The sequence below is a fragment of the Pseudoalteromonas sp. B131b genome (assembly GCF_037162545.1).
Lineage (GTDB): Bacteria > Pseudomonadota > Gammaproteobacteria > Enterobacterales > Alteromonadaceae > Pseudoalteromonas > Pseudoalteromonas fuliginea.
On sequence record NZ_JARLUZ010000001.1, the window covers coordinates 3,153,736 to 3,175,715 of the forward strand.

Annotated in this window: 18 protein-coding genes, 2 tRNA genes and 1 pseudogene; 16 read left to right on the forward strand and 5 right to left on the reverse strand. The window is 38.1% G+C overall.

The features are described 5' to 3' along the window. The first annotated feature begins 78 nt into the window (after positions 1 to 78). Positions 79 to 951, forward strand: coding sequence for a fructosamine kinase family protein (locus tag P4S65_RS14530; protein WP_337120449.1), 873 nt, complete (start codon positions 79 to 81; stop codon positions 949 to 951). A gap of 115 nt (positions 952 to 1,066) precedes the next feature. After that, complete coding sequence (locus P4S65_RS14535; RefSeq protein ID WP_337120450.1) at positions 1,067 to 1,270, forward strand: CPXCG motif-containing cysteine-rich protein; 204 nt, start codon at positions 1,067 to 1,069, stop codon at positions 1,268 to 1,270. A gap of 1 nt (position 1,271) precedes the next feature. Here P4S65_RS14535 and P4S65_RS14540 read toward each other — a convergent pair whose 3' ends face one another. Beyond that, on the reverse strand, positions 1,272 to 1,898 hold the full coding sequence (locus P4S65_RS14540; RefSeq protein WP_033015721.1) for a riboflavin synthase: 627 nt from the start codon (positions 1,896 to 1,898) through the stop codon (positions 1,272 to 1,274). A gap of 128 nt (positions 1,899 to 2,026) precedes the next feature. Between P4S65_RS14540 and P4S65_RS14545 the strand changes: the two genes are divergently transcribed. From P4S65_RS14545 to P4S65_RS14560, 4 genes are all read left to right on the forward strand, one after another. Next, a complete protein-coding gene (locus P4S65_RS14545) occupies positions 2,027 to 3,382 on the forward strand; it encodes an MATE family efflux transporter (protein WP_337120451.1) in 1,356 nt (451 codons plus the stop codon). After that, a complete protein-coding gene (locus P4S65_RS14550) occupies positions 3,360 to 4,412 on the forward strand; it encodes a DUF3080 family protein (protein WP_337120452.1) in 1,053 nt (350 codons plus the stop codon). Before P4S65_RS14545 ends, P4S65_RS14550 begins: the two co-directional genes overlap by 23 nt. A gap of 113 nt (positions 4,413 to 4,525) precedes the next feature. Next, a tRNA-Val gene (locus P4S65_RS14555) sits at positions 4,526 to 4,602 on the forward strand. Between the two features lie 250 nt (positions 4,603 to 4,852). Continuing rightward, positions 4,853 to 4,929, forward strand: a tRNA-Val gene (locus P4S65_RS14560). A gap of 378 nt (positions 4,930 to 5,307) precedes the next feature. Here P4S65_RS14560 and P4S65_RS14565 read toward each other — a convergent pair. After that, positions 5,308 to 6,456 (reverse strand): N(5)-(carboxyethyl)ornithine synthase, encoded by a 1,149-nt coding sequence (locus P4S65_RS14565; protein WP_096793245.1) that lies wholly within the window; start codon positions 6,454 to 6,456, stop codon positions 5,308 to 5,310. A gap of 661 nt (positions 6,457 to 7,117) precedes the next feature. Here P4S65_RS14565 and P4S65_RS14570 point away from each other — a divergent pair. The 5 genes from P4S65_RS14570 (at position 7,118) to P4S65_RS14590 (ending at position 11,555) form a co-directional block, all read left to right on the forward strand. Beyond that, on the forward strand, positions 7,118 to 7,891 hold the full coding sequence (locus P4S65_RS14570; protein WP_337120453.1) for a DUF2971 domain-containing protein: 774 nt from the start codon (positions 7,118 to 7,120) through the stop codon (positions 7,889 to 7,891). A gap of 245 nt (positions 7,892 to 8,136) precedes the next feature. Continuing rightward, positions 8,137 to 9,096: an SIR2 family protein gene (locus tag P4S65_RS14575; protein WP_033038837.1), complete on the forward strand. Its 960-nt coding sequence runs from the start codon at positions 8,137 to 8,139 to the stop codon at positions 9,094 to 9,096. Between the two features lie 160 nt (positions 9,097 to 9,256). Continuing rightward, complete coding sequence (locus tag P4S65_RS14580) at positions 9,257 to 9,613, forward strand: hypothetical protein (protein ID WP_096793247.1); 357 nt, start codon at positions 9,257 to 9,259, stop codon at positions 9,611 to 9,613. Positions 9,614 to 9,920: 307 nt separating this feature from the next. Then, a complete protein-coding gene (locus tag P4S65_RS14585; protein ID WP_096793248.1) occupies positions 9,921 to 10,298 on the forward strand; it encodes a hypothetical protein in 378 nt (125 codons plus the stop codon). Positions 10,299 to 10,667: 369 nt separating this feature from the next. Further along, entirely contained in the window at positions 10,668 to 11,555 is an 888-nt protein-coding gene (locus tag P4S65_RS14590) for a hypothetical protein (protein ID WP_337120454.1), read from the forward strand. A 1,061-nt stretch (positions 11,556 to 12,616) separates the two neighbouring features. Here P4S65_RS14590 and P4S65_RS14595 read toward each other — a convergent pair. Together P4S65_RS14595 and P4S65_RS14600 are read right to left on the reverse strand one after the other, a co-directional pair. Further along, positions 12,617 to 14,020, reverse strand: a complete 1,404-nt coding sequence (locus P4S65_RS14595) for a sugar porter family MFS transporter (RefSeq protein WP_425469399.1) — start codon at positions 14,018 to 14,020, stop codon at positions 12,617 to 12,619. 67 nt (positions 14,021 to 14,087) lie between these two features. Beyond that, entirely contained in the window at positions 14,088 to 15,128 is a 1,041-nt protein-coding gene (locus tag P4S65_RS14600) for a LacI family DNA-binding transcriptional regulator (RefSeq protein WP_096793251.1), read from the reverse strand. Positions 15,129 to 15,339: 211 nt separating this feature from the next. Between P4S65_RS14600 and P4S65_RS14605 the strand changes: the two genes are divergently transcribed. Both P4S65_RS14605 and P4S65_RS14610 read left to right on the forward strand, forming a co-directional pair. Then, complete coding sequence (locus P4S65_RS14605; RefSeq protein WP_337120455.1) at positions 15,340 to 16,131, forward strand: glycoside hydrolase family 43 protein; 792 nt, start codon at positions 15,340 to 15,342, stop codon at positions 16,129 to 16,131. Continuing rightward, a complete protein-coding gene (locus tag P4S65_RS14610) occupies positions 16,074 to 16,949 on the forward strand; it encodes a hypothetical protein (RefSeq protein ID WP_337120456.1) in 876 nt (291 codons plus the stop codon). Before P4S65_RS14605 ends, P4S65_RS14610 begins: the two co-directional genes overlap by 58 nt. A 94-nt stretch (positions 16,950 to 17,043) precedes the next feature. Here the strand turns inward: P4S65_RS14610 and P4S65_RS14615 are convergent, their stop codons facing one another. Next, complete coding sequence (locus P4S65_RS14615) at positions 17,044 to 18,000, reverse strand: Gfo/Idh/MocA family protein (RefSeq protein ID WP_096793253.1); 957 nt, start codon at positions 17,998 to 18,000, stop codon at positions 17,044 to 17,046. A 162-nt stretch (positions 18,001 to 18,162) separates the two neighbouring features. On the opposite strand from P4S65_RS14615, the pseudogene xylB reads away from it, so the two are divergent. The 3 genes and pseudogenes from xylB (at position 18,163) to tal (ending at position 21,946) form a co-directional block, all read left to right on the forward strand. After that, a pseudogene (gene xylB, locus P4S65_RS14620) lies at positions 18,163 to 19,618 on the forward strand (xylulokinase). A 30-nt stretch (positions 19,619 to 19,648) separates the two neighbouring features. After that, a complete protein-coding gene (gene xylA / locus P4S65_RS14625) occupies positions 19,649 to 20,968 on the forward strand; it encodes a xylose isomerase (RefSeq protein WP_007375167.1) in 1,320 nt (439 codons plus the stop codon). Between the two features lie 39 nt (positions 20,969 to 21,007). Beyond that, a complete protein-coding gene (tal, locus tag P4S65_RS14630) occupies positions 21,008 to 21,946 on the forward strand; it encodes a transaldolase (protein ID WP_289106233.1) in 939 nt (312 codons plus the stop codon). Positions 21,947 to 21,980: the final 34 nt, after the last annotated feature.

Here is a 21,980-nt window from a genome sequence, read left to right on the forward strand (position 1 = left end):
ATTTTACAACGTTTAGATTGTTAAATTAATTCCTTTTTGCCATAGTTTAACTATCTGTTTAAAAGGTGAGCAATTGTTATGTGGAAAACAGTAAACGAGCACATCAGCCAAGCTATTCATTATGATTTTAAACACACCCACAAACGCCAACTACAAAGTTCCAGCTCCGATAAACTATTTCATTTAAGTAACGGTACACAAAACTACTTAGTAAAAGTAGCATTAAAAAATGAACTGGAACGTTTTGAAAGTGAAGCTATCGGTTTAGAACTTTTAGCACAAAATAGTGTATTTATGGTGCCCGATTGCATTGTAACAGGTGCTAACATAGAATTTTCGTTTATCGTTTTAGAATGGCTAGTACTTGATAAACAACCTCATGATACGTGGTCTGCTATGGGTAAAAACTTGGCTAAAATGCACTCCATACATGAACAGGCTATGTTTGGTTTTGATGTAGACAATTATTTAGCTACAACCATACAACCTAACCGCTGGCATAAAAAATGGGACGTATTTTATGCCGAAGAACGTATCGGCTGGCAATTACAGTTACTCGCTGAAAAAGGCATTAACTTTGTTGAACCCGAACGCTTAATAAATACGATAAAAGAACAACTCCATAGCCATCAAGTAGAGCCATCATTGCTGCACGGTGATTTTTGGCGCGGAAACATGGGGTTTATCAATATGCTTCCAACCGTATTTAATCCAGCTTGTTATTATGGTGATCGGGAAGTTGATATTGCGATGAGCGAGTTGTTTGCCCCGCTCCCTGAAAATTTTTATACTGCCTACAATCAGCAATATCCGCTTTCGCAAAACTATCAAAAACGAAAATTGATTTATCAATTATACCCAATTTTAAATCACGCTAACATTTTTGCTGGACACTATCTTACTGAAGCAAAACAACATATAGAAATGCTCACAGCACCCAATGTAAAATAAGTGTCACAATCCTCCAGACCGACTATATTTAGTAAAGTAAGGAGTTCAGCTTTGATCCATTAAGTTTTTGCTAGAGTTATTTGCAACCACTTAATTATTTATAACTGGAGTGATTATGAAAGACTTTTTGTCACAACGAATCGCCTGCCCACATTGCGGACACCACATTCATTTAGACTTAGATGCAAGTATGGGCGATCAAGATTATATAGAAGACTGCGCAGCCTGCTGTAACCCAATTCATTTAAACATGCATATAGACTATGCTAACAATAAATTAGAGCTACACGTAGGCAGCGACGACGAACAAATATTTTAATTTAAACCTGATGGCGTAAGTAGTTTTCTACCGTGTTTACAATAGTATAAGTTTGCTGATCTACTTCAATATTTAGCTTATCACCTACTTGTGCTGCACCAATGTTTGTAATAGCGAGCGTTTCGGGAATAAGGTGTAACCAAAATCCTTGCTCGTCAATTTCACCCACGGTTAAGCTTGCGCCATTTATAGCAACAAAGCCTTTATATAACACATACTTTTTCCACTCTTTTGGTAAGCTTAATTGAATTTTACAGTTATTCTCAAGCTTCACAATTTGAGAGATTTGTGACGTACAATGAATATGCCCAGACACTATATGCCCGCCCAATTCAGTACCAAACGTAACTGAGCGCTCGTAATTAACTAAGCTGCCTAGCTCAAGCAACCCTAAATTAGTTAGCTTTAGGGTTTCGTCAATCACATCAAAATGTACTTGCGCCACCACATCATGGTTACTTAGTTCAACTTGCACAACAGTTAAGCAACACCCGTTAATAGCTATACTTGCGCCTAAATCTAGGTGTTTTACATATTCATCACTTACCGATATAACTAAACGTAGAACGCCGGCTGTTTGAGTTTTAGAAACCACTGTTGCTTGCGTTTGCACTATTCCTGTAAACATAAAATCACTTAAAATTATTACAAAGTGATAGTTTAACGTATCAACTAATAAAATCATTCACAACTGAGATTTTTATTTGAAACACAATAGATTACAATTGTGTTCTGTTTTATTAAATAGCTGTTTTTATGACCTTTTGTAATTGGGAAGCTAAACGCTTACTCTCTCTTGCTCTTCCTGTTTTTTTAGCTCAAGTTACCCTTGTTTTAATGTCGGTGGTCGACACTATTATGGCCGGTCAAGTAAGTCCTACAGATTTAGCGGCACTGTCTATTGCCACAGGTATTTGGAATCCTTTGTTACTTGCATTACAAGGCATTTTATTAGCGCTCACCGGTATCATTGCACAGTACGCAGGTGCGAATGACAAAAAAGGTATTAGCCATTATTTTCAACAAGCCCTTTATTTAACCGTACTATTGAGTGCTATAGGGTTCGGTATCACTTATCTAGCTGACATAATTATATTAAGGCTCGATACCAGCCCAGCAATTGCAAGCCTTGCTTTTGACTACATTCATTTTGTTAAATGGGGTGTATTCGGCTTTTTAATTTTTACCACTTATAGAAACATGACCGAAGGCATGGGCATGACTAAGCCCGCTTTTTACATAAGCTTGCTGGGTTTAGCTGTGAATATTCCGGTAAATTATATTTTTATAAATGGTTTGTTTGGTTTACCTGCCTACGGCGGCGCGGGTTGTGGTATTGCAACAGCAATTGTTTTAACTGTTATGGCAATTGCACAAGTGACTTACTGCCAACTAAGTAAAAAAGTAGACGCTAAAGGCCTGCTTACTCCATTTGAAAAACCTAACCTAGCCACCATTGCAACTATTACAAAATTAGGTATTCCAATTTCATTAGCCACCTTTTTTGAAGTAACCTTATTTGCCTGTATTCCTCTATTTATAGCGCATTTAGGCGCTGTGGCTGTATCGGGGCATCAAATAGCAGCCAGTGTAACTACATTATTGTTTATGATGCCGCTAAGCCTTTCTATCGCTATTAGTATCCGTATTGGTAATCTATATGGTCAAAATCATTTAAAGCAATTAAGGATCGCCGTATCGACCAGTTATATTTTAGCGATTGTTATCGCACTGTTTTTAGCACTTATTACATTTACAGGTCGTGATTTAATTAGCCAGTTGTACACAGATAGTCCCGAAGTAATTGCCCTTGCTACCTCAATTATGATTTTAGCCTGTGTTTATCAACTACCTGATGCTCTGCAAGTAGCCGCAAACGGTGTATTACGGGGTTTAAAATACACAGCACCTATTTCCTATATAACCTTTATATCGTATTGGTTAATCGGCTTTAGCTTAGGTTACGTATTGGCAAGAACAGACATAATAGTGCCAGCAATGGGGCCACACGGTTTTTGGGTCGGAATAATAGTCGGGCTAACCGTTGCCGCCGTATTGTTGATACTCACAGTAAATAAGCGCTTTAAACGTGAACCATTCATTACCGAGTAAATTAATAATAAAGCGCTCACTACCAGTCGTTATATTGCTGCTAGTGAGCGTTTTTACGCTAACTAGTTGCAGTAAAGCACCTAGCTCAATAAATAATACCTACATAACGCGTTTAAGTGACACACTTAACACCTCACCCATTACACCGGTAGTGCTTGAGCAATTAAAACTAACAAGACCGTCAGTGCTCAGCGAGAGCAAAATTACCCTAAGCATAGTTGAACTTGCTGGGCTTACCCGCTGTAGGCTTAATATACTTATAAGCGAGCACAATAATCAACTTGGCAAAACAGCAACTGCGGCGAGCCAACTAAAGTACCAAATTAATTTCATTCAAAGCGCTGATAATTGCTTAAATACACTTGATGACAATACCGCTATTTATAGCAAAATAAGTGACGCAAAAAATCAAAAGCAAGCACACTTAATGCACTACTTTAATACCATGCTATTTAAAGAGCCTGAGCTTAATCGTACTTGGTTACTCACTTCAAACGAGCTTTCAATGCAACCTGCAGGGTATAGCGACACTGTGGAGGCGCTTACGCAACTTGTTACTATAAAGAAACAGATAAAATCTCAGCAATTTAGTCAAGTTAATACTGACAGCCTGTTTAATGCATTAGAGCAACTCAACAAATACAGATTTAACCAAGCGCTTGTTCAATCCGCTAGGCAACAAATAGCACTCAACAACAGCGCAACACAGTTTGTAAAAACAATAAGCTTCGGCGATCTTTGCCCTACGGGTAAAAATAAAAAAGAAGCTAAAATAATAAGTAATGTATTTCAAAAATATTATTTAAAACAAATTCAGCCATACCAAGCACAACTGACCGGATACCTTGAAGTATTACAACCACTTTACAACCGACTTTGGTTTGAAGAAAATATAACGGTTAAGCAAATTAATTATTTAATAGACGAAAACTCACCCAACAATTTACTAAATCAATTAAAAGGCTCAGCAGTAGAGCATGTAGTTTGGTGGCAAAAATTTTATAAAACGTGTGAAATAAGCCCAATATGAATAAAAAAACGGCAAATAAACTTAAAAACAACAAACTTGCTTGATTCACCACCCGCCACGCTATATATTAGCCGCCGTTGTTAAGCAATTAACACTTACTTAAATAAAGTAATACGACTGTAGCTCAGTTGGTTAGAGCACTACCTTGACATGGTAGGGGTCGGTGGTTCGAATCCACTCAGTCGTACCAACATTAATGAAACGTATAATTGAAGGAAAGAGCACTACCTACTCTTGACCACCCGGTCCAAGGGTCAGTAACTCGAATCCACTCAGTCGTACCAACGATTAAGTAAAATAAATAAAAGTACATCTGAAGGAAAAAGCACTACCTACTCTTGACCACCCGGTCCAAGGGTCAGTAGTTCTAATCCATTTAGTCGTACCAACATTTATTCTTAACTTAAAGAGTAAATCCATTTAAGAACTCAAAAGATTGTACGACTGTAGCTCAGTTGGTTAGAGCACTACCTTGACATGGTAGGGGTCGGTGGTTCGAATCCACTCAGTCGTACCAACATTTAAGTAAAATAAATAAAGTACATTTGAAAGAAAAAGCACTACCCACTCTTGATCACCCGGTCCAAGGGTCAGCAGTTCGAATCCACTCAGTCGTACCACTTCAAAGTAATCAAAAAAACTAAAAAAACCGAAGAAAAGCACTCCCTACTCTTGATCACCCAGTCCAAAGATCAGCAGTTCGAATCCACACAATTGTTAAGCATATCAGGTAGCCTTATAAATTGTGGGTGTTCTTTTTATCAAAACTTTTAAGATTTAAGTTCTCCAGTTTTACTATCAGTCAACAAACACTTCGCCTTAAAATTACTTACATTAAGACGAAGTGCACACCCCTAATTAATCTTATGTAAAATTAGATTAGAGATAGATTTAATCATTGTGTTATTACGTTATAAGGATAAATATTTTCGCGGTTTTGGAATGCCAAAATAGCCGTATTTTTAATTATTCCTTGCTCAATGTTTATTGCACGGCGAATGGTTTCATCTTTTTGCCACTGCAAAGTACCTTTAAGTATCGTTTGTAAATAAACTATGAGCGCCGCAGAAATTGAACGCGTCGCGCTTTCCCATAAATAACTCGGTGTATGATCAACGCCATAATAATCCGTGTTGTTATATCGAAATAAAGGGTTTTTAAACGTTGTCGGCTTTGCAAAAAAGAATCCCATCCCCTCATCACAGCTAACATCAATAATTAAGCTGTTTGGTTTTAAGCAGTCGGCCTCTGATTCAATTACAAAGTTAACCGGATGAGCTGTTTCTTGATAAGTCCCGTTAACGATAATATCGGCTTCGCTAATAAGATCGCTAAGTGGTCGATTAGTCCCATCATGCTCAACAACCATCATACGAGCTTCTCCTTCAACACCTTCTCGTACCTTAACATAATGACAATCTAATATTTCTTCACGCACTTCATGATCAGGACGCTGAATACAAATTGTAATATCTCTAAAGCCATGCGCTTTAAGAGCGTAAATAGCGCCTCTACTCACTGCACCAAAACTAAATATAATCGTTTTACGTTGATCGCCATAATGACCATCAATACCCTTAAGTTGCAATGCATGTATTACAGCGCAATACCCTGCCATTTCATTGTTTTTATAAAAAGTATGGCGCCCTACATTTCCGTTTGGTGACCACACATACATATCTTCAAAAGCAATTAAGGTAAGTTTACGCTCTATCGCCGCTTGTGTTATTTCATGCTGTTGAACGCAGTGGGCATAACCCCAAATAGTGCCTCCTTCGCGCATTTCTTCTAAGTCAGCAAGTACAGGCTTTGCAATAATGGCCGTGCCAATATGGGTAAGTATTTCGCTGCGCGATGCAATGCCACCCGTTAATGTTGCAATATATTCATCGCTAACATTAAAAGCGGTGCCATAGCCTTGTTCAAACACCATTTGTTTTCTAAGGTTTTCTGGAATTCGTAATAAGTGCTCTGGGTGAATAGGATACCGTCTTTCATCTGTCTTGCGGGATGTTCCGATAACGCCGATAGTTAATTCACTCATGCTAAGTCCTGTTTATAAAGTAAGTACGCTTGAGTTCATCAGCGAATAATCATACTTCGCCAATAAACTTAGGCGGTGTTTTTTTCTGTACGTTTTTGGCTCGGATGAACCAACTCTATTTTACAAAGGTGTAATTTTGACAATAAATAATGAAGAGCAGTGAGTTAACTTGCATTGAGTTGCAAGCTGAAGCCTATTACCTTTTGAGTAAAAGTGCTGACTGAGTATATCAGAAATAAGTATTGCTAACTTGGGTATCTCAGACTGAAATAAAAGGAGTACTCGCTAATTACTGAGGTTTTACCTTAGTGATTTACTCTGTAGAGCAGGTTTAATCTGCTTTGTATTGGGTTAGCTGAACGTTTGGCTTTAACATCAACTCCGGCTATGTGCCAGAAGCTGCCTTTCCGGTTTAACTCATTTCTGCCCCTTTATGAGTTAACGTAAATACTCTAAGGTCGCCTTTGAGCGAGATATAGTCATTCTAGTGAGTCGTCATTAACTTAGTAATAATAAGAGGAAATTTTCCTCTTATTTACATGTTTATATAAGCTACAGTAAGGATAATCTTTATATATGGCAATAATTTACACTATTTTCTATTAATATAAGTTCATAAAGTAAGAACGTTTCCACGCTAAAATAGGGTTATGTGGTTCAAATGAAATTAAAGCTATATAAATACTTAGGCTATGACGAGGGAGCTAAAGCTTTACTCGAAAATGGGACACTAAAATACAGCCATTTTAGTGAATTTAATGATCCTTTTGATTGTGTGGTTTCATATGATATTAATGACTCAATCGAATATTATAAATCGAGAAAAGATCTATTTAAAACTGTTGGAGATAAGCTTAAATTAAGCCCGTCAGAAAGAATTTCCAAAAGGAAGCAATTGTTAAAAAATTTTGAAAATTCAATTCGTAATGGTGAATTCCATAAAAGCCTAATGGATCCAATAGGTATTTGTTGTTTATCTTCAGTGCCTGATAGCATCTTAATGTGGTCACATTACTCTAAACACCATAAAGGAATTGTTGTTGAATTTGATACTTTCCAAGATAAATATGCCCAGCTGTCAGAGGTAGAAAAAAATCTAATTGGCTATCCGATCGTTTACCAAGAAACTATGCCCAAAATTAGTGTTAGAAATGGGAAGGATGGTTTTGCTGCGGTTGAAAGTACAATATTAACTAAGTCGCCAAGCTGGGGATACGAAAAGGAAGTAAGAGTACTTTCAACTAACTCAGGTCCTGGAATTCATAAATTTGATCACTCTCTTATATCGAGGGTTATTGCTGGCGTAAAAATGTCTGATGAAGAATACACCGACTTAGTTGACAGAGTTAAGAAAATTAATTTAACTAAAAATTTGTCAATCAAAGTAGTTAAAGCAAAAATGAGTCCAGATAACTATAAACTGATCACCACATAATGTGGCGTTACCAATGTTTGGCACATTTGCCAAGTTCGACTGTGAACGAAAAGTGGACGCTGATATAAGTTAAACTTGCTCCTATTTTGATGCGAAAAAACTAGCTTAATTCTAGCTATTTTAATTACTTGTTTACAAGTGTAATTGTTGGTGAAATTATCAAAGTATGTAATATATGTCGTTTTAGTGGGTTATAAACTACAAAAAATGGTGTTCAGTTAGATGGTATAGCTACGGAGGGATATGTGGCACGTTCAATATTAATTACAGGTAATGGCATTGGCCTTGCACTAGACCCTGATTACTTTTCTTTACAAAATGGACTTGAAAGTGTCTGGAGCAATACTGAACATCTGAGCAACGAACACAAAGATTTAATTCTAAGTGCGATAGAAGGAACTACTGATGAATTACCTCCGAGTTCAGAAGATCAATTAGATAAATTGCAAGTGGCAATTGTTGCTACTGAGTTTTTGAGCAATTTTGAAGTTAGCGGCACTTCATGGATTTCTGAACCCGCGAAAGAGTTACCTTCTACATTTAGAAAATATATCCATGAGGTTGCTCTACATTATCAACGCTCTGGACAAAATTTACCTAAAGCATTTGTTGAACCATTATCTGAATTTGTTAAAAATACAAAAACTCATGTTGTCACATTAAATTATGATAATTTGCTATACGATGCATTTATAGCTGAGAAAATCCTCAATGGTTATAACGGAGCATTAATTGATGGTTTTTGGAGTTCAGGTTTTGATGAGGGGCATTTAGATCGACATAATGTAAATAGGCATGGTTGGTATATGCATTTGCATGGTTCACCGTTATTTGTTGAAAATAGTAAAGTGATGTATGCCGGCAGAGACTTTTTAGATCCAGAAGATAAATGTCATATAGTTTTAACTCACGTCGAACATAAGCCATTGATTATCGGATCATCTCATATATTGAGCGCCTACTGGCGTAGGCTTGAAAAAGCATTTGAAGAATCATCGCAAATTATTTTGTTCGGTTACTCGGGTTACGATGACCACTTGAATAATAGAATAAAACTAAGAAAAGATGAAAAAGAACTTCTAATTGTTGAGTGGGAAGGTGCTGGCTCCGAGCATGAGAGAAAAAGGTTTTGGGAGACTAAAACAGGATTTAATCGTTTCGAGTTAGTAAGGCTGGAAAACATTTTAGAGTTTACAGGTTGGTAGCTATATCAATTGCTAGAACGATCAAAAATAGCTGGCTTTTTCACTTTCCTCGCTAATTGTAGTCAGCTATTTTGTTGTCGTTTAGCAAAGCGTTAGGTTTTAAGATGTAGCCGAGAAAGCTTTAAAGGTTTTTCTAAAGGTTAAGTATTAAAGGAAAATTATGAAAATATTAATTTCTATTATTTTTTTATTCGTGGTTGCTTCGGTGTATGGAAGTACTGAATGGAGCGATGAGGAAAAAAACAAAGCTGGGTGGAAATATGCAAAACAGATAGAGTGTGCGGAGCTAGCATTTTATTCAAATGATTACAAAAAATCTGAAATTCATGAAAAAGAAGCAAATAGAATCTTAAATGAAATTATTGCTTCGGGAAAAATGATAAAAGATGAATTTTCTGGGTATAAATCGCGTGCAATTGGGGTCACAGAAGGTATAGAAAAGACCCTTCAGATTTATGATAAAAACTATCCATCTGAATATAAAAAAGTTTATTCATTTTTTAGGTGTCATTCGTAGAATATACCTATCGAGGTGTTTCACCGTCAGCTATTGGCACTTTTACGAAGTTCGGCTGAGAGCGATTAAGGGACATTAATATTGACTAAGTATAATAACTAGTTCAGTGGTCGAATTTTTGTATGCTCATGCATTCACGGAAATGAGCAACGCGCGCACGTTGTTCTATTTAGCTTTGTTCAAAGAGAATAGGAAACTATTTGATAGCAATATGTTAGGTAATTTGTTAAAACTACCTCAAGTAGAAAAATAGCGTGACACGAGCAGACATATGCGCGATCAGCTCACTAGGCTTACAGGAAAGTAAATGCGCGATATCTTCGGTCAGCACAAGCAAGACTTCAATGAAATTAGGCGCTTGTGTTTAATCTGTCATGGATTGGATTTAACAACAAGTAGTCTTTCATCAGAAAATTCTAGATTAGTCATGTCTAAAAATGTTGAAGGTACTTTACATAATTTAGTGTCTAGCAATCTTCTTAGTCTAGTAATAGCAATTAGAGTAAATCTCTATCAAAATGCAATCAATCAACCTAATTTGGAATTACCAAATTCATCATGGTTATATTTCGATGATAAGTTAATAGAGAAACCTGCAACTCTTAAGCAGGTCTGCGATAAAATTATTCATGCAGATTCTTTTTCCAAAACAGTTCCACCTAGCGGACTTATTGTGGTGGGTTAGTAAATTTGGCCACAGAGTTAGAGATCTAGACATGAGGAAAAGTAAGCCAAAATGCAGATGCTTCAAATCATAGTCAATCTCGCTCTAGCTTGCTATGGGGCAGAAACGAGACACGCTTGAATGACCACATATAGCACTTAAGCTGAACTTCGGCAAAGAGCGAATAACAGTCGCTCACTAGCTTAACAAGCTAGTGCCTATAGTTCTTCAAAGCAGACGTTTAACTAATTCGTTCCTGCCCCAAAATGTGTTCATGTAATTACCCTAAAGGGCAGCTTTAAGGGAATATAGTCATTAATAGAAAACAAGTAATAGCTATGTTATTTAAGCTTATAAATTATATAAAGCATATTTTTCAAAGGTATTGATATGGATACATCAGGGTTTCTTACATTAGTTGCTGTAATCTTAACAGCACTTTCTTTGACTTCAAAAGGAAAGAAGGTCACCTATTCTCATAAAATTGGTCGCCTTCATAAACTTCTCTTGTTTATCATGTTTGTCTTAGTTATTTATTCATTGTTCTATGATACTTTTAAGGCTCAAAATCTGTTACTTCCATGGTATTTCGTCGAAGGCTTTGATGAAAAGCAGCTTCTTCTATCTGCATCTTTAATAACTAGTGCTGCACTAGCAATAACTTTTAGATATTGTGAGACAAGAAAGTCAAACTTAATCCCTCTATGTAAAGACATAAGAAGCCTGCTTAATAGAGCAGCATTTAGTGATTTAACTTATGTTTTACAAAATAATATTTACTTCTTAGAAAAACACATGGATGAAAACATAACAAGGAAAACATTAATAGAAGTTATATTATCAAACAAATACACCTCCTTCTTACAAGACAATGATTACAAGTTATTACTTGAACTCTTAAGAATAGATTCAAAAAATGATGTATTCATCGCAAAATTCAATGAGTTCATATCTCAGCAACTTGATAATCATGAGTCTCAACTTTTATGGGAAATTGCAATACTGTATCGCTCTTACTCACCACGAGTTCCCTCTGCAAACACACCAATGCTGGAATATCTATATGCCAACACAGATGCATCAACTAAATATTCAATATATGAATGTATTGGTAATAGTGCTCAGAAGTATGTTCTTGATACCAACAACCTTAATACCCTGAACATTAGCCCTAACAATGTACAAACTGACAGCATAATAAACACTAGTCAGATTGCTAAATACATATTCATATTTTTCAATCTATTGAAATATGATTTGATACAAAAAAGCCTTTGAGATTTGAACATTCAATTCGAACACCTTGGATTTTCAATAAGTTTTTTTTGAGACCTCTTATACAAATAAAAATTGAATTGCGGGATTTTGAGAATGAGTTTAATACTCGAATTGACTATTTCATTTATGAATCAATACTCTCTTTCGAAAGACTCTTACATGATGTAGATATCTCATATCTCGATGATCTAAGCTCACAAGATTTAATTGAGTGTGTAGCGAACTGCATATTTCAAATTATATCTTCAAATAAGTTTGAAGATGAATTTAAAGAAGAGATAATCAAACTAAGCATAGCTATATACTCTGAGCTTGGTAATAATAAACAATTTGCTGAACTATGCTTCCGTAGCTTTATTGGAGATAAAGTCTGCCCTTATACACCACCTAGCAAATTTGAGATTAAGAAAATAAAAGACTCTTCAATTTTTTTGAAGATGCAGACCTAACGTAACTTCCTCTCATACCCTTTTTCTGCGGCTAGTTTACTACCAGCCGTATTTGCCTTCTTATTTTGCTTTGTTTAATAGTCTTAATTTGAAGTCAAACGGCTCTTGTTGGCACAAAGCTGACCTTAGGCTCTAACTCGAAATTGTCCAAAAACGAGTTTAACCGACCGTCTGCTTCTCGCTCACTGCAGACTATCAGCTGTATTTGCTTTTTAGTTGCTTATTACACAAACTGCGCAACTACGTCTTGTTAAAAAAGCTACGTCACGTCTAATATTATTCATCTTTAAACATATTCGAAAGCTGATGACCCAGTTAACAACTAAGGGAAAACAGCGATCGAGGCAGCTTAAATCGAAATAATAAAAGTTTAAAAAATGATGTTAAACGCTATTGCAAATCGTGATATTGAACAAGCGACTCACACTTTACTTAAGTGCATTAGTAATTTAACTATTGAGAAATGAGGTAATTACTACGAGTTTATAAAATGTTTGGGTTTGGTAAAAAAAGCTTAACGAGTGAAGCAGTCTAACAACGCCAAAACTATTGCTTTAGTTCTATTATTCTAGTTCTATTGCTTTAGTTTTGGCGCTTATTAAAGGGATAATACTAGCCTTTCATTTGTTCAAGCTCTTTGCCTTTGGTTTCGTGTAAAAACTTAAATACAAATATAACTGAAACAAACGCACAAAATGCGTAAAAACCATAAGCCCCAGCTAAACCAATGCCTGTGAGCATAACAGGGAACGACCAGGTAATTAAAAAGTTAGCTATCCACTGGGCAAAGCCGGTAACTGCAAGGCCAGAGCCGCGAATTTGGTTAGGGAACATTTCACCTAGCATAACCCACATTACAGGGCCCCACGATAGATTAAAAAAGAACACATACGCATTAGCGGCTATTAAAGCAACTATGCCCTGCTCTCCTAATTCTAAATTACCTGTTGAGCCAATATCTGCATTTAAAAAGGCATAAACAATAACCGAAAGCGTAACCGTCATACCAATTGAGCCGGTTAACAAAAAAGGTTTTCTGCCAATTTTGTCTATAAAATACATGGTAATAAACACTGCTAAAATACTTACAAAGCCGCTTATTATATTAATAAGTAACGCGTCAGATTCAGTAAAGCCTGCTGCTTGCCAAAGTACCGCGCCGTAGTAAAAAACAACGTTAATGCCGACTAATTGCTGAAATGTAGCTAAGCCAATTCCTATCCAAACAATGGGGCGTAAACGTTTTTTAGGTTTATCAATAAGATCAGATAATTTAGGTTGGTGTTTATCGCCAGCAAGAGACTCTGCTATTTCATTTAATTTAAGAGCGGCAGTTTCAGCACCATATAATGACGATAAAACACGTGCAGCAGCGTCTTTTTTACCAGCCATAATTAAGTATCGTGGGCTTTCAGGGATAAAAAATAAAGCGATTAAAAACAAGCATGCAGGTAATAACTCAACCCAAAACATCCAACGCCATGTTTCAAAGTCGAGCCAAAATATAGACGTAGAGCCGCCAGCCGTATTTGCTAAAAAATAGTTACTCACAAATGCGCTAAACAAACCAAATATAATAGCCACTTGTTGCAGTGTAGAGAGCGTGCCTCTGTATCGTGCGGGGGCAATTTCGCTAATATAAGCTGGGGTCATAACCGATGCAGCCCCTACCGCTAAGCCGCCTAAAATGCGATAAATCACAAATTCAAACGATGTGACTGACACACCCGAGCCCCAAGCACTTATAATAAATAAAGCAGCGGCAAAAAGTAAAATTAGACGCCGACCAAATTTATCAGCCAACCGACCTGCGCAAAACGCACCAATGGCACAGCCAATCAGCATACTCGATACGTTAAATCCCGTACCTGCACTACTGGAGCCAAACGCCGTTTGGAGTCCATCAACAGTGCCGTTAATTACGCCGCTGTCAAACCCAAATAAAAAACCGCCAATGGTCGCAACAAAGCAAACCAGTACTATTAAAAGTACATTTTCTTTCTCGTTCATAAGTATCCATATTGTGTGTTGTTGTTATTTTATATAGATTTTGAAGCTCAAAAGGGTGTGCATATTCGCTTATTTAGTTATTTTTATTGGTTGAGCTTGATTCTCTTTCTATTAATTCAAAATCTAAAATATGTCTTAAGTCTAAGCTTTTTACATTGCTTAAATCGTTATACTGACCCGATGCAAGTAAAGTAATCGCAAGCTCAGCCATTTCATTAATGGGCTGTTTTACCGTAGAAATATTTGGCCAAACTATGGTTGCAAGTTGCGTGTCATCAAAGCCAACAACCGACAGTTCGCTTGGAATATTAATACCTTGTTTTTGAGCTATTGAGATTACAGCGGCTGCCATATCATCGTTAGCTGCAAAAATAGCTGTTGGTTTATCATCAAGCGAAAGTAATTTTATTGCCGCTTCCATGCCCGATTGATAAGTAAAACTGCCCTGCTCAATATACTCAGGTGGCGTTATTATTTTATTAGAGCGCAGCGCATCTAAATAGCCTTGGTAACGCAAACGGCTAACACCTTGTTTAGTGTCGCCAATAATATGTGCAATTTTGCTATGCCCTTGATTTATTAAATGCTCTGTAACATCAAACGCCGCTTGATAATCGTCCATGCATATATAAGGGGAGCGATTTAATTTTGTATCTGGCGTTATTCTTACAAACGGAATATTTGCTTTAGTAAGAACATCTAAAACCTCTTCGTTGTCGCACATAGGTGGCAGTAAAATCATGCCATCAACCTGTGTAACATCAATAAGTTGCTTTACCGATTCAATTGTTTTGTCAATATCGGTATGCGCTTCGTCAACAACAAGGTGGTAGCCCAGTGCGCGGCATTTTTTAAGCGCTGCCAATAAAAATTGACTTATGTAAGAGTCACTTGGGTTATCGTATAAAAGCCCTAAAAAGAATGACTTAGTACTAGCAAGGCGCCTAGCAGACACATTTGGCCTGTAATTTAATTGCTCTACAACAGCCATTACTTTTTCGCGGGTTTTGTCGCTTACTTTTTTGTCTTGGTTGAGCACGCGCGAAACTGTCATCATTGATACACCAGCCTGCTCGGCTACATCTTGTATTCTTGCTCTTTTAGGATCGGCCATTACTGTTATTACCTACTCACAATCAGTGGATTATTATAATTAACTTTCTTAATTTTCATTATACATAATTGTAAAGCTTGATATTGTTTACAGCGCGTTTTAAATGATTACTTATTGACAAAGTCTTATACTACACTGAAAATGTTAGCGCTAACAACAAATTTATAATACTCACACCCAATAATATAAAAAACTTAAAAAGGCCTATATTATGAGCATGCTGCAAAACCCAATTCTAAGAGGCTTTAACCCAGATCCCAACATTGTCAGAGTTAATAACGACTACTACATAGCCACTTCAACATTTGAATGGTTTGGCGGTGTGCAAATTCACCACTCTACCGATTTAGTAAATTGGCGAGTTATAGGCCAAGCACTTAACACCGTAGAGCAACTCGATATGCGAGGAGTGCCCGACTCTTGCGGCGTATGGGCACCGCAACTTAGTTACAATAATGGCCGTTTTTATTTGGTATATACCAATGTAAAAAGCTTTGATGGCCCTTGGAAAGACACACCAAACTATTTTGTATCAACCACTGATATTACCGGTAACTGGTCACAAGCGACTTACTTAAACTCTAGCGGTTTTGATCCGTCTATTTTTCACGATGATGACGGTAAAAGCTATTTGCTAAACATGCTGGTTGATCACCGTAATAACGCACTATTTGGTGGCATAGTAATGCAAGAGCTTTGCCTAAAAACCAATAAGTTAATAGGCGATATTAAACCTATATTTTCAGGCACAAAACTTGGTTGCACTGAAGGCCCACATATTTTAAAGCGCGGCGATTACTACTATTTAATTACCGCTGAAGGTGGCACTGGGTATGAACACTGCATTAGTGTAGCGCGTGCTAAAAACGTATTTGGCCCTTACCAAGTACACCCGCACAACCCCGTTATTACAGCAGCCCACGAGCCGAGTAATACGCTGCAAAAATGTGGCCATGGGGATTTTTTCAAACGCAAAACGGTGATTGGTACACGGTATTTTTAACATCTAGACCACTGACTGAGCTTGGCCGCTGCATTACAGGGCGTGAAACAGGGATTGAGCAAATAATCTGGAAAGACGATGACTGGCCTTATGCCAAACACACAAATAAAGCCCCGAGAATACACGTACCCGTTGAGGGTTTAACACTAAACCCACAGCCGCAACCCACAACACATATTGATTTTAGTAAAGATGATCTGACTGTTGATTTTCAGTCATTGCGCATACCTATGTGCAAAAATTGGGTGTATAAAAACACTCAAAAAGCATCGCTTACCCTAGTAGGTAAAGAGTCTTTAAGCTCATTGCATCAGCAAAGTTTTATTGCCAGGCGTGTACAGGCCCATCATACTGTTAGCAGCACATGCGTTGATTTTGCGCCAAGCAGTTTTCAACAAATGGCGGGGCTAGTATGTTATTACAACACCGCGCATTACTACTATTTGCATATAAGCGGCGGCGATGTAGGCGATGAAACCACACCGCGTTATTTAAATATAATAAGCTGCGATAAATACCAAACAAGTACGCCTGTTGCACCGCTTTTGCTTAAAACAAACAAACCTGTTTACTTAAAAGCTGATTTTAATGGCGCGCAGCTACAGTTTTATTATGCTACCGAGAAAAACTGCTGGATAAAGTTTGGTCCAGTGCTCGATGGCAGTATTTTATCTGATGATTACGTGCAGCAATCACCGCAAGGGTATCGCCCGTGTTTTACCGGCGCTTTTGTTGGTATGGCCTGCCAAGACTTATCGGGACAAAATAAAGAAGCTCACTATTCATTTTTTAATTATGACGAACCTAGCGGCGAATAAATCGCCGCCAGTTAAGTTTATTATTTGATTGAAAGCTTTTTGAAACTGCTTTAAAACTCTTTTAAAGCTCTATTAAAGTTCTCTTAAAACTATTTTAAAACAGGGCTTTAATACGCTCCATTTGCGATTGTAAAAGTAAACTTTGAGAGTGGCTCATAATGTCACTCTCTCGTTTATTTTCGCTCAGTAAGCGCCCTACTTCTTGGGCTTCAAAGCTGTAACCTTGTGACTGCCTCCCATCTTCAAAATGCTCAATTAAGTCATCAAGCTCATACAAAGAGCACTCATAAGCCCTAAATGCATCGGGTATTTTTATATAGCCTTTGTCGCCAATAATATACGCGCCATTCCCTAACCGGCATTGAAATGACGTTGCTAAGCTCACCATTACGTCGCCACAATTAGCAGTAATAAGTACATCGTCTTCCACGCCTTTGTAGCGAATATTTGCTCTTACGTGTAAGTTTTCAAGGTCGTTATTTAAAAAGTAATTGGCAATCGCAAGCGGATAAATTCCCATATCAAGTAAACAACCGCCCGCTAAATCTGGGTTGTATTCACGCCCATCGGGATTAAAAGGCACAGGATAGCCAAAGTCAGCTTTAACATGTTTAATAGTGCCAATTCGCCCTTGCTCTACCCATTGTTTTGCTTTTTGTATTGCAGGTAAAAAGTACGTCCACATGGCTTCCATTAAAAATACGTCGTGCTTTTTAGCCAGTAAACACAACTGCTTGCACTCTTCAGCCGAAACCGTAATGGGCTTTTCGCACAATACATGCTTACCTGCTTTAATAGCATCGCTGGCATTTTTAAAGTGAAAGTTATGCGGGGTCGCAATGTAAACTACATCAACGTTTTTATCGTCAAATAATGCCTGATACCCTTCGTAGGCATTGGCCGCACCATACTTGCTCGCAAAAGCGGTTGCATCATCTCCATTTCTTGCTGCAACTGCGTACGCAACACCATTATTTGTATGTGCTAAGTCTTCACAAAATTGTGCAGCAATTCGGCCACAACCAACAATACCCCAGTTTATTTTTTTCATAGTGTTTCCTTATGATCTTAAAAAGAAATTTAAGTGAACTCCAACAACCAAGCAATAAACTTGCAAATTAATTGTTAAACATAGTTTAAAACTAGCTTGACTTAACAATATCAAATCATTAATGTTAGCGCTAACACTAAAACAACATTAAGTATCACATTTATGTTCCTTGGTATCGATTTAGGCACTTCAGGTGTAAAAGTAATTATTTTAGACGAGCAAGACCAATTGCTTGCTCAAGCAAATGGATCTTTAAGCGTTTCACGCCCAGCCCCCTTTTTTCTGAGCAAAACCCTACAGATTGGTGGCTTGCTACCTGTAGTGCAATCGAGGAGCTTAAAAATACTCACCCTGCATTACTAAAATCGGTAAAGGCTGTGGGCCTTTCTGGGCAAATGCATGGCGCAACGCTGCTTGATAAAAACAATAATATTATTCGTCCAGCCATTTTATGGAACGACGGGCGCAGTGCAGCACAATGTGTAGAGCTTGAAAAACGCGAACCAAATTCTCGTAATATTACCGGCAACATAGCAATGCCTGGTTTTACTGCACCTAAATTGGTGTGGTTAAAAGAGTTTGAACCAGAAAACTTTGCAAAAGTAGCCAAAGTATTATTACCAAAAGACTACCTACGCTTTTTAATGACCGGTGATTTTGCATCAGACATGTCTGACTCAGCAGGCACACTGTGGCTAGACGTAGAAAAAGAGCATGGTCGCAAAAAATGCTTAGCGCTTGCGACTTAACAGAGCAACACATGCCTACCCTTTTTGAGGGCACACAAATTACTGGCAAATTAACAGCCCAAGTTGCTGCTAAATGGGGTATGGAGCAAGTGCCTGTTGTTGCAGGTGGTGGCGATAATGCCGCAGGCGCTGCTGGTGTTGGCGTAGTAAGGCCTAAACAAGCGTTTTTGTCATTAGGTACTTCTGGCGTTTACTTTGTTGCTAACGATAAATACCTGCCTAACCCAGAAGGTGCTGTACATACTTTTTGTCATTGCATTGAAAACACCTGGCACCAAATGTCAGTGGTGTTAAGCGCAGCAAGCTGTTTAACCTGGGTCACTAAATTAACCGGTTTTAAAAACGAAAGCGCATTGCTTGAACAAGTAAGTAAATGCGATTTTAGCAAACCAAGCTCAGTCATATTTTTACCTTATTTAACTGGCGAGCGTACGCCGCATAATAACCCCGATGCCAAAGGCGTATTTTTTGGTTTAGACAGCGATACCGATGCAGCAGCTCTTGGCCGTGCAGTACTCGAGGGCGTTGCTTTTGCCTTTGCCGATGGCCAACAAGTACTGCTTGATGCCGGCGCACAAATTGACGATGTAACCGTTATTGGTGGTGGCGCTAAAAGCCCACTGTGGGGAAAAATCATCGCAAGTGTACTCAACCGCCCCCTAATTTACCGAGAAGGCTCAGAAGTTGGCCCCGCATTTGGCGCAGCAAGACTTGCCCGAATAGCAGTAACACAACTCTCTGCACAACAAGTGTGTGTTAACGGCAAGGTAACGCAAACAATTGAGCCAGACCCAGTCATGCAAGACTTTTACGCACAGCAATACACAACATACAAAGCACTTTACCAAAGTGTAAAAACATACTTTTAATACACTATTATAAAATTAATGGAGCACATTATGAGCGAACAATTTTTTACAAACGTTGAAAAAATCAAATTTGAGGGTGAAAACTCTAAAAACCCATTTGCATTTCGTTACTACGACGAAAACCAAGTAGTGCTTGGCAAAACAATGAAAGAACATTTACGTTTTGCAGCCTGTTACTGGCATAACTTTTGTTCTACAGGGTTTGATATTTTTGGTGAAGGTACGTTTGACCGTCCTTGGATCCAACCTGTAGGCAATCAATTAGAACTTGCTGAACAAAAAGTAAAAGTAGCCTTTGAATTTTATGAAAAATTAGGCGTTCCTTACTTTTGTTTTCATGATGTTGATATTGCCCCTGAAGGCAAAACACTACAAGAAAGCCACGATAACGTAACGCACATAGCTAACATTATCGAAAAAGAAATGCAGCGCACAGGTGTAAAACTACTGTGGGGTACTGCTAACTTATTCTCAAATCAGCGTTTTTGTGCCGGTGGTGCAACAAACCCTAACCCTAATACGTATGCATATGCAGCAGCACAAGTTAAACATGCAATGGAAATAACGCATCGTTTAGGCGGCGAAAACTACGTACTGTGGGGTGGCCGTGAAGGTTACGACACACTACTAAATACAGACCTTGCGCAAGAAAGCGAACAGTACGCACGCTTTTTAAAAATGGTTGTAGAGCACAAGAAAAAAATTGGTTTTAAAGGTACATTATTAATTGAGCCAAAACCACAAGAGCCGACTAAGCACCAGTACGATTACGATACAGCAACAGTTGCAGGCTTTTTGTATAAGCACGGCTTACAAGACGAAATTAAAGTAAACATTGAAGCAAACCACGCAACACTTGCGGGTCATAGTTTCCATCACGAAATTGCAGTTGCTTGCGCAGAAGGCATTATGGGTAGTATTGATGCTAACCGTGGCGACATGCAAAACGGTTGGGATACAGACCAATTTCCTAACGACGTAGCTGAGTGCACACTTGTTGTTTACGAAATTTTAAAAATGGGTGGTTTTACAACCGGTGGCTTTAACTTTGACACTAAACTTCGTCGTCAATCGTGTGAGCGTGATGACTTATTCATTGGCCACATTGGCGGTATGGATACGATGGCTAAAGCATTACTCAATGCAGCAGCAATGATTGAAGGTGGCGAGCTAACTGATTTTGTTGAAAAACGTTACGCAGGCTGGAAAGAAGACCTAGGTCAAAGCATTCTAAATGGTGAGCAATCACTTGAGAGCCTTTCAGCCTTAGTACACGAGAACAACATCGATCCTAAGCAAGTTTCTGGTCGCCAAGAACTGCTTGAGAATATTGTTAACCGCTACGTATAAGGACATAGCCTCGGTTTTAAAGCCGAGGCGTACATCATTATGAACTTGTTAGAACAACTCAAAAAAGTAACCACAGTCGTTGCCGACAGTGGCGATGTAGAGTCAATCAAAGCTCTACAACCGGTTGATGCAACAACCAACCCTTCGTTAATTTTACAAGCTGCAAAATTACCTCAGTATAAACATTTAATTAGTGATGCTATAAGCAAAGCTGGCAACGACGTTGACGCTATTTGCGACCAACTTATTGTTAACTTTGGCTGTGAAATACTAAAGGTAATACCTGGCCGTATATCAAGCGAAGTAGATGCGCGTTTATCGTTTGACACCAAAGCAAGTATTGCCAAAGGGCGTAAGCTTATTTCGCTTTACGAGCAAGCGGGTATTTCAAAAGACCGCGTACTTATTAAACTTGCTTCAACATGGGAAGGTATTAAAGCCGCCGAACAGTTAGAAAAAGAAGGTATTAAGTGTAACTTAACCCTGCTTTTTTCGATGGCTCAAGCCATTGCATGCGCACAAGCTAACGTAACGCTTATATCTCCGTTTGTTGGTCGTATTCTTGATTGGTACAAAGCCCGCGATAATAAAGAATACACCCCAAGCGAAGATCCTGGTGTGCAGTCGGTTACAGGTATTTATCAGTACTATAAAAAGTACGATTATAAAACCGTGGTAATGGGCGCAAGCTTTAGAAACACTGAAGAAATAATCGAACTTGCTGGCTGCGATTTACTGACTATCTCGCCATCATTACTCAATGATTTACAAAGCCAAGAAGGTACTCTGGTTACTAAGCTTGACGCTGCAAATATTGACAAAGCACCGCAAAGCGACATAACCCCACTCACCCACGAGCAATTTTTATGGCAGCACAACGAAGATGCAATGGCCAGCGAAAAGCTCGGTGAAGGTATTCGTAACTTTGCCAAAGATCAGCGTATTTTGGCTAAATTGGTTGAAGACTTACTAAACTAATTTCCCTCAAGCCTGCTACATAACGTGCGGGCTT

What these genes read in the sequence shown, in the direction of transcription:
- P4S65_RS14530 (WP_337120449.1), top strand. Translation starts at nt 79, where the DNA reads ATGTGGAAAACAGTAAACGAGCACATCAGCCAAGCTATTCATTATGAT.
- P4S65_RS14535 (WP_337120450.1), top strand. Translation starts at nt 1,067, where the DNA reads ATGAAAGACTTTTTGTCACAACGAATCGCCTGCCCACATTGCGGACAC.
- P4S65_RS14540 (WP_033015721.1), bottom strand. Translation starts at nt 1,898, where the DNA reads ATGTTTACAGGAATAGTGCAAACGCAAGCAACAGTGGTTTCTAAAACT.
- P4S65_RS14545 (WP_337120451.1), top strand. Translation starts at nt 2,027, where the DNA reads ATGACCTTTTGTAATTGGGAAGCTAAACGCTTACTCTCTCTTGCTCTT.
- P4S65_RS14565 (WP_096793245.1), bottom strand. Translation starts at nt 6,456, where the DNA reads ATGAGTGAATTAACTATCGGCGTTATCGGAACATCCCGCAAGACAGAT.
- P4S65_RS14570 (WP_337120453.1), top strand. Translation starts at nt 7,118, where the DNA reads ATGAAATTAAAGCTATATAAATACTTAGGCTATGACGAGGGAGCTAAA.
- P4S65_RS14580 (WP_096793247.1), top strand. Translation starts at nt 9,257, where the DNA reads ATGAAAATATTAATTTCTATTATTTTTTTATTCGTGGTTGCTTCGGTG.
- P4S65_RS14585 (WP_096793248.1), top strand. Translation starts at nt 9,921, where the DNA reads ATGCGCGATATCTTCGGTCAGCACAAGCAAGACTTCAATGAAATTAGG.
- P4S65_RS14590 (WP_337120454.1), top strand. Translation starts at nt 10,668, where the DNA reads ATGGATACATCAGGGTTTCTTACATTAGTTGCTGTAATCTTAACAGCA.
- P4S65_RS14600 (WP_096793251.1), bottom strand. Translation starts at nt 15,128, where the DNA reads ATGGCCGATCCTAAAAGAGCAAGAATACAAGATGTAGCCGAGCAGGCT.
- P4S65_RS14605 (WP_337120455.1), top strand. Translation starts at nt 15,340, where the DNA reads ATGAGCATGCTGCAAAACCCAATTCTAAGAGGCTTTAACCCAGATCCC.
- P4S65_RS14610 (WP_337120456.1), top strand. Translation starts at nt 16,074, where the DNA reads ATGTGGCCATGGGGATTTTTTCAAACGCAAAACGGTGATTGGTACACG.
- P4S65_RS14615 (WP_096793253.1), bottom strand. Translation starts at nt 18,000, where the DNA reads ATGAAAAAAATAAACTGGGGTATTGTTGGTTGTGGCCGAATTGCTGCA.
- xylA (WP_007375167.1), top strand. Translation starts at nt 19,649, where the DNA reads ATGAGCGAACAATTTTTTACAAACGTTGAAAAAATCAAATTTGAGGGT.
- tal (WP_289106233.1), top strand. Translation starts at nt 21,008, where the DNA reads ATGAACTTGTTAGAACAACTCAAAAAAGTAACCACAGTCGTTGCCGAC.